This is a genomic window from Lacinutrix sp. WUR7, from assembly GCF_016864015.1.
Taxonomy (GTDB): Bacteria; Bacteroidota; Bacteroidia; order Flavobacteriales; family Flavobacteriaceae; genus Oceanihabitans.
Genome location: NZ_CP045067.1, coordinates 2,159,422 through 2,170,000, shown reverse-complemented (window position 1 = coordinate 2,170,000; position 10,579 = coordinate 2,159,422). Strand labels below are relative to the sequence as shown.

The window sequence follows — 10,579 nt, the reverse complement described above, 5'->3', positions numbered from 1 at the left end:
CAACATACTATAGGGCATTAATCTTCGTTTCCAAAGGCTATTCCCTAGTATAAGGTAGATTCTATACGCGTTACGCACCCGTGCGCCGGTCGTCATCTGTGCAAGCACAATGTTACCCCTCGACTTGCATGTGTTAAGCCTGCCGCTAGCGTTCATCCTGAGCCAGGATCAAACTCTTCATCGTTAAATTTTATAGTCTTGCGACTTATTTGCTTAACAACTAATGGAATTTTTCAAGTACTCAAAATAGTTTATTCTCTTTGTTTGATTTAAATCGTTTCCAATTTTAATCTTACGCTGTCAATTCAATATGTGTATGAACTTGTTTTCTTGTTTTACTAAGGCTTTAATCTCTTAGCGGGTGCAAATATAAAACCCTTTTTCTAATCTCACAATGTTTTTTATTAAAAAAATAAAAATCTTTTTTTTAACCTTTAAAACATGATTTTCTTTAGAACTTTCCAGCTACTTAACATGTTATTGTTTCCGTAGCGGGGTGCAAATATAGATACCTTTTTATTCTTGACAATGCCTTTTTTAATCTTTTTTTTGATTATTTTTTCTGAGCCTTTCTAAGAGCTTATTTTCAAGTATTTATAACGGAAAGTTTTTTTGAAATAGGATGCTTGTTTGTTGGAATTCGCGTTAAGGATAGTAGTGATATCCTTTTTGTGGCATTTTTAGACTAGTCTTTATTTAATAACACTCCTTATATATAGGACACTTCTACTCTATTATAATAAGGATACAAAAAGATACAGCGGATAGCCTGACCATACTTAACTACAGGTTAAGTATGGTAACGCCCTGAAAATTATAAAAAGAAATTCCACACCACACCGAAACGTACGGTGAAATCTCTATATGGATAGTTTGGAGCAGAGTAATAATCGTACCCAGTCCATGCTGAATTAAAGTGTTCTGCTTTTAAATAGATTCTTGCTTGACGAATTTTGGCATTTATAAAGAAATCTAATCTTGGGAATGCGCCGTATTCTTTTTGGTCTTGCACATATAGTTCTGCTAAAACGGGATCATAACCATTCATATAGTATTTAGAGAAATAGCTGAAGGTGATTCCGGTTTGCAGGAACAGTTCGTTATTAAAGAATGTATTTGCATAGTATAAGGTATTACGCATTACAAAATCTGGTACATTTAAGGTATTGTTTTCGTCTTTTACGTTTTGATATAATATGGTGTTGGCTAAGCCTAGCTTTTTATAGGTGATTTCTTTTTCTACTTTTAGCTTAAAGTAATTTATGGTAGCATTGTTTTGATACGGTTTAATTAAGCTATCTGTCGGGTTACTTTTAAAGTATGTATAATTATCTATAGAAGAGAAACTCAAAGAGACATCTGCTATTTTATTGGATTGTAATTGCAATTCGATTTCTTGGGTTTGGGTATTGTTGAATTTGTTTTCCCAATTATAGTTTACATAATCGTTTTGATATAATTGGAAATTGTAATTAGGTGCTTTAGAGTTGGTATTCAACTTTGCGCTAACTACCGCATCTTCATTAATAGGATAGATTGCTTTTGCTGTTAAGAAATTACCATTAAAATCTCCAGATATGTTGGCTCCTATTTCTGCATCTAATTTAAATTTTTTAAAGTTCTTATTATACGCACCTCCTATGGCTAGTACTTGCCCTTTTATTCTGTTTGTTATTCTGTTTTCGTTTAAGATTACTACATTATCATACCCGTAATTATAATCATTATGACTTACATTAAACTGTAAGGCTCCAAGGGTTTTATTAGTATAGTTTACATGTACTTGGTTATAAAAATTTTCTAGTGTAACACGTTTTCTTAAATCAGTTGCTCTAAAGGACTCACCAAAGTAATCGGTTTCTTTATCTTGATTAAACTCAAAGAACTTATCTTCAAAAGAAATAATATGTCCGACACTTAAAGTATTTGTTGCGATGGAGTCTTTAGCTTTTGTTATACTATATTTATGATCTAAGTGAAAACGTTTTCCTTTTAAGATACTTTCGGCATCTTCAAAATTAACCTCTAAAACACCTCTATCTGAAAATTCTGGATCACCTGCTTCAAAAAAGGCGATATTATCATCTTTCAATCCGCCATTTTCTTCATTCATTAAATCTTGGGCTACAATGTGCGCATTAGCAATATATCTTTGGTCTTTGGTATTGTAACTTGTAGTAAATCTAAAATTACCAGTACTGGTTAGTATATGTTGGTATTTACCTAAAGAACGCAAGCCTTTATACGCTATAGAAATATTTAATTGCGGAGAAGTATTTACGGTAAAAAACGCATCTACTTGTTGTCCTTGCGAAAAAGCAGTCTTATAATATAGTTCTGTAAATGGTGTTGGAACACGATAATAGTTTATGTCTTCAATTTCCATATAATTAAAGTGTCTTGCTCTTGCCCCAAATAAAGGCATGAGTTTATCACTATTAAAACTATATGCAAGTCTATTATAGGTCTGACCAACATTAGAAAATGGCAACAATTCAAAGTTATCTTTTCGTAGGTAATTAAATTTATATTCCTTTTTAATGGTTAGCGTAGTATCTACATGTACGCTATCTCTTTTATGTGAGATGATTACATAGTCTTGAATTTTAGCCTTCTGGTCCTTTACCGTCTTAGACTCTGTATTAGATCTAGTAGACAAAGTATCATTAGCATTGTTTTTTTTATCAATACTTTTATTTATACTTTTTTCTATTTGTGGTTTTGGTGAAACCTGCGAATACCCAAAATGGAAAACACTTAGTAAAAAGAATATCAGAATTTTTTGCTTCATAATTATTTTTTAGACCTTGCAACAACCTAAAGCCGACTTGTCTATTTTTTGCCAAAAATAGAAAATATCTAATAGGTATGAATTACAATATTACAATTTATAACAACTTGTTATTCTTAACAATTACTTAAATGCTGAAATTAAATTACTCGAAACTAAAATTAGAATGTGGCACAGACGAAGCTGGCAGAGGCTGTTTGGCTGGTCCTGTTACTGCTGCTGCTGTAATTTTACCTGACAATTTTAAGAACAAAATACTTAATGACTCGAAACAATTAAGTGAAAAAAAACGTGATTTATTACAACCAATTATAGAAACGGAGGCTATCTGTTTTGGTTTTGCACATGTTTTTCAAGAAGAAATAGACGAAATAAACATTCTAAACGCTTCCATTTTAGCCATGCACAAATCTATTGCGGGTTTAAAAGAAACTCCGAACTTCATAATTGTAGATGGAAATAGGTTTAAACCTTATCCCGATATTCCGCATGAAACCATTATAAAAGGAGACGGGAAATTTTTAAGTATTGCTGCAGCTTCGGTTTTAGCAAAAACGTATAGAGATGCTTATATGAATACAATTCATGAAGAATTCCCGATGTATAATTGGAAACAAAACAAAGGCTATCCTACCAAAGAACATAGAGAAGCGATTAGAAAATACGGAATTACAAAGTATCACAGAAAATCTTTCCGACTATTACCCGAACAATTACGCTTAAAGGTATAAGTATTTCAAGCGAAGTTGAAGTTAAAAAAAAGCTCCCTTAATATTAAAAGGTGAGTAAAAAACTATAATCAGCTGCAGCTTCAAATACTTTAGGCACTTTAAGCACTTTTTATAAACGCATTCTTATATTTGTATAAATCCCTTTTTACATGAAAAAAACCTGGAACCTTTTTCTTATTAGTCTAATACTTATTAGTTGTAATAATACGAATACACATATTAATACTATAGATTATATTCCAGAAGATGCTTCGGTAATTATTAAGGTCAACAATTTAGAAAGCTTAAAAAGCAATTTAGAGAATAATGATTTACTCCGCAGTCTATCAAATAGCAAAACGTATACTTCATTAAGTCAAAAACTAGAGAATCTTAAATACTTAAATACTACAAATCCGCTTTTAGTTTGTTTTAATTATGACGAAAAAGACAGTCTGCAATATACCGTTATTACCAAACAAACACCAGATTTGTTTGCTGTAGATTCTTTGCAAAACATTAGTGTGGAAGCCTATTTATATCAAAGTATATCTATTAACAAAACACAAATAGACAAAAGCATTACCTACAACACCTATAAAGACAGTATTTTTATTGCTTCCTCTAGCAAAGAAATTTTAGAGACCTCGCTTATTACCACGAATAAAGACGAAGATTTAAAAGCTATATTAAAAACTAGTGATACTAAAAAACCGTTTTCTATTCTTATTAATAATAAAAATAAGCAACGAATACAATCTGTATTTACTAATGATTCTATTTCTTTTACATCCTTTACAAACTACACACTTGTGGATGCTGATATTAGCCAAGATGCTATTATATTAAACGGAATTACCAAAGCAACAGACTCTACAAAAAGCCTAATTAACATTTTTAAAAATACGATAGCTAAAGAAAATAACATTGCATCGATTGCACCAAGTAATGCCGATGGGTTTATGAGTTTTACATTTAACGATTTTTCTATTTTAAATGAAAACCTAAAACAATTCCGAAGTACAGATTCTTTAACAACAGAAACTACGCTTTTTGATAATATTGTAGAAGTTGGTATTATTTACGAAGGAAAAAACCAAAGTATTTTATTAAACTCTTTAGATGTAATTGCTACTAAGGATGCATTACTAAACGACCAAAATTTAGTAGAAACCTACAGACAAATAGAAATTTACAATTTTAGTGAAGCAGGATTATTTCGCAATACATTCTCCCCTTTAATTACTTTTAAACAAGCGAATTATTACGCCAACATCGACGACTTTTTTGTTTTCACCAGTACCAAAGAAGCCTTAGAAAACATTATTGCGAATTACCAAAACAAGACCACGTATAGCGAAAAGGAATACTACCAAAGTACCAAAGTGCATCTTACCAATGCTTCGTCTTTATTATTGATTGCAAATCCTACAGGTTTAAAGCACATTATAAATACAAATTTTAAGGAAACCCTAAATCTGAAACTAGACGATTATAAAACTTCGGCTATACAATTTGTGTACGATACCAATTTCGCACATGTAAATGCAATCATAAAAAAGAACAAGACACGAGCAAGAGAGAACTCGGTAACCGAATTATACAATATTAAGTTAGATGCAGACTTGATTAACAATCCGCAATTAGTAACCAATCACATCACCAAGCAAAAGGAAATTATAGTTCAAGACATTAACAACCATATCTATCTTATTTCTAATAGAGGAAAAGTACTTTGGAAAAAACAACTTCAAGGTCCTGTTTTAGGAGAAGTACAACAAATAGACATGTACAAAAACGGCAGACTCCAATTAGCATTTGCTACTCCTAACCGCGTTTATGTTTTAGATAGAACCGGAAAAGACGTTGCTCCTTTTCCATTAAAGTATAACGATGCTATTACGCAGCCGCTTTCGGTTTTTGATTATGACAATAACAAAAAATATCGACTACTAGTAACGCAAGGTAAAAACGTTTTAATGTATGATGCAAAAGGAAAACCGGTAAAAGGATTTAAATTTAAAGCTGCAGAAAGTACCATTAATCACCAACCGCAACATTTTAGAATTGGCCGCAAAGATTACTTAACGTTTAAAACAGACAACAAACTATATATTGTAGATCGAGTTGGTAAAACAAGAGTTACACCAAAAGGTAAATACGTCTTTTCTGATCAAGCCGTATACCTATATTATAACAAATTTACAACCACAACCAAAGATGGTAAATTGGTTAGTTTTAGCACCAACGGAACGAGTAGTACAGAAAACCTAAATCTTAGTACAAAACATCATTTGGCCACTACAACAAAAACACTTGTTGCACAAACCGAAAACAAGTTAACTATAAAAAATAAAACGTTAGATTTAGATTTTGGTAATTATGATACACCAAAGCTCTTTTATATTAACGATAAAATTTACGTTTCTACTACAGACTTGCAAACGCAGAAGGTGTATTTATATGATAGTAATGGTGTTTTACAAAACAATTTCCCTGTGTATGGAAACTCTGCAATTGCATTAGACAATTTAGACAAAGACAACAACTTAGAGTTTGTAACTAAAGGAGAGAACAACACACTTATTATTTACCAAATAAACTAACAACCAAATAGTTAAATAAAATAACCTGCATTTTTATATGTTTTTTTTGAAAAATTGTTAACTTTAGTATCTCCTTACTATTAACTAGCTACAGTGTAACCCAAAAAACATTAAAAATATGAAAACACGTTATGTAGTACTAGTGCTCTTGTCCGTTATTATGTTCACAAACAATAGTTGTGACGAAGATGACAGATTTCCGCAAGATGATCCAGAACAAGTAGAATTTACAGCTACCAATTACATTTACGAAGGCGATTTGCGTAAATACTATTTAGAAACCGAAAACACTAGGTTAAGTGCAGACATTGCTATATGGCAACAAATTCCGGATAGCGATCCTGGTTACAATGATGCGCAAGCGAGTATTACTCAAGCTAACATTGCAATTGCGAATAACAACGAAGAATCTCAATCTATTATAAGTCCGGAAAATGCCTTTTTAATTCCACCAAGAATTCCTCCTGTACCACCGGCTCCATCGCCATGTCTTTGTTTAACAGAATTCAACACTTTTAGAAATATTATTTTTCAACCAGGAACAAATATATTGAGTTTAAATATTACTTCTGTTGCAAACCAAAATACGTTGGTAAATACAAATGCTAATTCGCAAATCCATACTATAGAAAACACCAATGGTTTAGGTAAGTATCAATCCTTCGGTTTCTCTGAAGATGGCTTTACGGGAGAAGTAATGATAACTGTGGTAACAGCAAATGGAAGTTATTCTATATTGGCTAACTTGGTGAACCTATAAAAAATCATATTGTTTTAAATATTTGTAAATTAGTCTTCAATTCATTTTGAAGACTTTTTTATGAAAAAACAAATACTCCTTTTATTTTCATTTCTAGCAATAAATAATGCTATCAGCCAAAATAAAAATGATTCTATTTATATGGATAAGGTTTATTCTTTATTTCTTAAAGCAAATCAATTTATCTACACAAATGAAGACTCTACCTATTATTACTACGATCAAGTTAATAAACTAGCAAAAGAACATAAGGATATAGAATTTCTAATTGGAAGTATTAGCTCTTCCAATAAATCTGCAGGTCATTTTTATAATTTAAGAAAAATGAAAAGTAATCTAGATACACTAGATTCTATTATTCGGTTTAATAAAAACGAAATAAACAAATTTGACAGTCCGTCTTATTATATAAACACCATCCATTTAGATAAAGGAACCTATTATTATTTATTGAACGATTATGAAAAATCAAGGGAAGCATTCCTTTCTATAATTACTTCTACTGAAGCATTAAATGAAGAAGAATGGAATGTATATAATATTGATCTATTAACGAGTGCCTATAGTTTTATAGCAAAGACCTATTTTAATGATGGCAAATATGATTTAGCAAAAGAATACTACACCAAGAATATTCATATTTTAGAAACAAAAAAAGCAGACGATCTTTATAAAATAAACAGAAACTACAGCCTACTAGCCGAAGTTTTAAAAAGTCAAGAACAGTATACTTTATCTAATGCATACTTCAAAAAATCTTTAGAGCACAACTTGCTTAACAACGGAAACGCTAGTAGTATCATTACAGAAGCAAACCATTTACTAGAAAATTATTTGAGTACTTCACAAATAGATAGCGCTTCATACTATCTAAAAATAATGAAAGAGAATCTAGCAGAGAATCATCCAAGATGGTCTGTATTTCACGAAGCAAAAGCAAAAATATTAGATGCTGAAAACAATTATCTGGAAGCTGAAAAGGAACTCCGAATAGCGTTACTACTTGTAAAGCAAAAATGGCAAGACCAAGCACATAATGATGTTGCAGAAGCATATAATAAAATAGGTTTGTTACACACCAAATTTAACAGTCCCGAAAAAGCTTTAGAAAATTACAATTTGGCTTTAGAGCAATTCACTACAAACGCGAATCCTTCTACTATTAATCAGACTGCAGTTTTAAAAATTTTAAAAAACAAAGCAGAAATTTTAAATGAACTAGCGAATCCTTCCGAAAGTTTAGAAACGGTTCAGGAAGCGATACAAACCTTAGATTTATTAAAACCTAGTTTTAAAAATAATACCGATAAACTCTTTTTAATGGAAGAAGCCTTTCCTGTTTTCGAGTCTGGTTTGCAAGCGACCTACAATGTATATCAAAATACAAAACAAGATTCGCTTATAGACAATGCTTTCTTTTATTCCGAAAAAAGCAAATCCGCACTTTTACTAGAAGCGCTTTTAAGTACAAAAGCTACGGCGTTTGCTAATATTCCGAAGGAAATTATTGAGCAAGAACAAGTATTAAAATTGCAAATCAATCATATAGAAAAACAATTAAATCATTCGGAAAACAAAAAAATAGAAGATGTATTATTTGAATTAAAAAAGGAATACCGAAACCTTATAACTACCATTGAAACCAACTACAAAAGTTATTACGATTTAAAATACAACGCACAAGTAATTTCTGTTTCTCAAGTACAAGCACTGTTAAAACCAGAAGATCTATTGCTTTCTTATTTTTATGGTAACAACGCTATTTATACCATCGCAATTACTAAAAACACGAAAGACATGCAGTATTATAAACTGGATGCAAATTTAGAAAACGAGATTAATACCATCTACGAAATGCTTAACAATCCGAAATCGGATTTAGAAACCTTAAATAGCAAAACATATAGGTTATATGAAAAATTAGTGGCTCCAAGTTTGGCAAACCGAAACGCAGAAAATCTAATTATTGTTGCAGATGGATTACTGAATTACATTCCGTTTTCTAGCTTAAATACAAATGAAACGAAGACCAAATATTTAGTAGAAGACTATGCGATTAGCTATGCGAACTCTGCAACTTTATTAAAACAGCTTACCGAAAAAGAAGGAATTAATAACGAAGCACTAGCCTTTGCTCCTAGTTTTAATGCTTCGTCTTCCACACTTTTAGCATTACCAAATAACACAGAAGAAGCTACCGCAGTTTTACATTATTTTAAAGGAAAAACATTAACAAGCAACCAAGCAACCCTTGAGAATTTTAATACCGAAAGCAGCAAATACGGCATTCTTCATTTTGCAACACACGCTATTTTAGATGATGAAACTCCGGAATACTCCTATTTAGCCTTTCAACCAAATGCAACAAACACCAATTTATTATATGTAAGTGATTTGTACAATTTAAATATGAACACCAATTTAGTGACTTTAAGTGCTTGCGAAAGCGGTATTGGAAATCTGAAACGCGGTGAAGGTTTTATGAGTCTAGCTCGCGGATTTTACTTTAGTGGTGCTTCCAGTATCTCTAGTACATTGTGGAAAATTAACGATGCTTCCGCTTTACATATTATGGATGCTTTTTACAAAAACTTATCTAAAAAGGAAACCAAAGACATTGCCTTACAAAAAGCACAAGTCGCTTTTTTAAATACCAACAAACAGAATGATTTGGTTCATCCTTATTATTGGTCTGGATTTGTAATTTCTGGAAATACTGCTGCTTTAGCTTCTAGTAGTAATTTAATCTGGTATCTATTGGGTACCGTTGTTTTTATTTTAATTGGAGGAATACTTAGGAAACGTAGAAAATCAAGAATATAAAAAATGTGGATTCGGCATCTCGTAAGGAATGACAAAGAGCGAACAAACCATATTGAAACTATTTATTAGCACAACTTCTCGATACTATTCCAATAAAAAATTGAAAACCCTCGAAGTGACATAACTATTGAAGTTCTTTTAATAGCGTTTGTGCCTTCTCTTTATTATAATCAAAATTAGCAACTAGATTTTCCAGATACTTTTTAGCTTCTGTTTTATTTTCTTCTTTTAAAGAGATCAATGCCAAGTACCATGTAGATTCTGCAACAAAGTTTTTATTTTCGGTAACTACTTTTGTAAATAAGTCTTTTGCATTTTTAGTGTCTTCTACATTTAAATATGCTTGCGCTTTATAAAAACGGAAGTACTCTTTTGTTGCTTCAGCAGGAATGGCATCAAATTTTTCTATGGCAGTTTTATAGTCTTTACTTTCGTATGCTACAAAAGCTTCACGCTCTAGAGAATTTTCGGTATCCCCTCGAGTAATGGTATACACGGTATTTGGGTAAGCACTAAAATTAGCATCATACATACTAGAATAGTCGGTACCAAAAAACGAATGATAACCAAACCATCCCATTAACAATGCAATAGATGCTGCAATGGCAAAGTATTTATAATTAAAAATAGTAGGATTGGGTTTTGTAGTTTCGGTATTAAAATGTTCTATCCTGGTCGTTTTTTTTGCAGACAAGTCTTTTTCAAAACCTTGAAGTTTTGCTTTTAAAGTATCTATTTCATTACTTTTAATTACTGCTTTTAAGTTTTGTTCAAATAAAAACTGTGCTTTAAATTCGGCATCATTTTCTAATAAATCTTCAAACACCTTTTCCTGAGCAGCAGTTAAGCTGTTAGAAAAATAATGATATAGTAGGTCTTGATTATCCAT

6 protein-coding genes and 1 rRNA gene (1 of these 7 cut by a window edge) are annotated in these 10,579 nt (G+C 31.3%); 4 read left to right on the top strand and 3 right to left on the bottom strand.

The annotated features are described in order from the left end of the window. Positions 1–184, bottom strand: a 16S ribosomal RNA gene (locus FG167_RS09465); it reaches 1,334 nt to the left of the window's first position. Between the two features lie 630 nt (positions 185–814). Next, entirely contained in the window at positions 815–2,791 is a 1,977-nt protein-coding gene (locus tag FG167_RS09460) for a putative porin (protein ID WP_203458072.1), read from the bottom strand. 131 nt (positions 2,792–2,922) lie between these two features. Here FG167_RS09460 and FG167_RS09455 point away from each other — a divergent pair, with 131 nt between their 5' ends. The 4 genes from FG167_RS09455 to FG167_RS09440 all read left to right on the top strand — a co-directional run bounded on the left by FG167_RS09455 (position 2,923) and on the right by FG167_RS09440 (position 9,690). After that, entirely contained in the window at positions 2,923–3,522 is a 600-nt protein-coding gene (locus FG167_RS09455) for a ribonuclease HII (RefSeq protein WP_203458071.1), read from the top strand. A 149-nt stretch (positions 3,523–3,671) separates the two neighbouring features. Continuing rightward, entirely contained in the window at positions 3,672–6,107 is a 2,436-nt protein-coding gene (locus tag FG167_RS09450; protein WP_203458070.1) for a ribonuclease HII, read from the top strand. 118 nt (positions 6,108–6,225) lie between these two features. Then, positions 6,226–6,867 (top strand): hypothetical protein, encoded by a 642-nt coding sequence (locus FG167_RS09445; RefSeq protein WP_203458069.1) that lies wholly within the window; start codon positions 6,226–6,228, stop codon positions 6,865–6,867. A gap of 60 nt (positions 6,868–6,927) precedes the next feature. Further along, positions 6,928–9,690 carry a CHAT domain-containing protein gene (locus FG167_RS09440; RefSeq protein ID WP_203458068.1) on the top strand — a complete coding sequence of 921 codons (2,763 nt, stop codon included), beginning with the start codon at positions 6,928–6,930 and terminating at the stop codon, positions 9,688–9,690. 124 nt (positions 9,691–9,814) lie between these two features. On the opposite strand, the gene FG167_RS09435 is transcribed toward FG167_RS09440, so the two are convergent. Continuing rightward, a complete protein-coding gene (locus FG167_RS09435; RefSeq protein ID WP_203458067.1) occupies positions 9,815–10,579 on the bottom strand; it encodes a tol-pal system YbgF family protein in 765 nt (254 codons plus the stop codon).

Excerpts from the sequence above, each read along its gene's own strand:
- FG167_RS09445 (WP_203458069.1), top strand. The coding sequence starts at position 6,226 with ATGAAAACACGTTATGTAGTACTAGTGCTCTTGTCCGTTATTATGTTC.
- FG167_RS09455 (WP_203458071.1), top strand. The coding sequence starts at position 2,923 with ATGCTGAAATTAAATTACTCGAAACTAAAATTAGAATGTGGCACAGAC.
- FG167_RS09460 (WP_203458072.1), bottom strand. The coding sequence starts at position 2,791 with ATGAAGCAAAAAATTCTGATATTCTTTTTACTAAGTGTTTTCCATTTT.
- FG167_RS09450 (WP_203458070.1), top strand. The coding sequence starts at position 3,672 with ATGAAAAAAACCTGGAACCTTTTTCTTATTAGTCTAATACTTATTAGT.
- FG167_RS09435 (WP_203458067.1), bottom strand. The coding sequence starts at position 10,579 with ATGGATAATCAAGACCTACTATATCATTATTTTTCTAACAGCTTAACT.
- FG167_RS09440 (WP_203458068.1), top strand. The coding sequence starts at position 6,928 with ATGAAAAAACAAATACTCCTTTTATTTTCATTTCTAGCAATAAATAAT.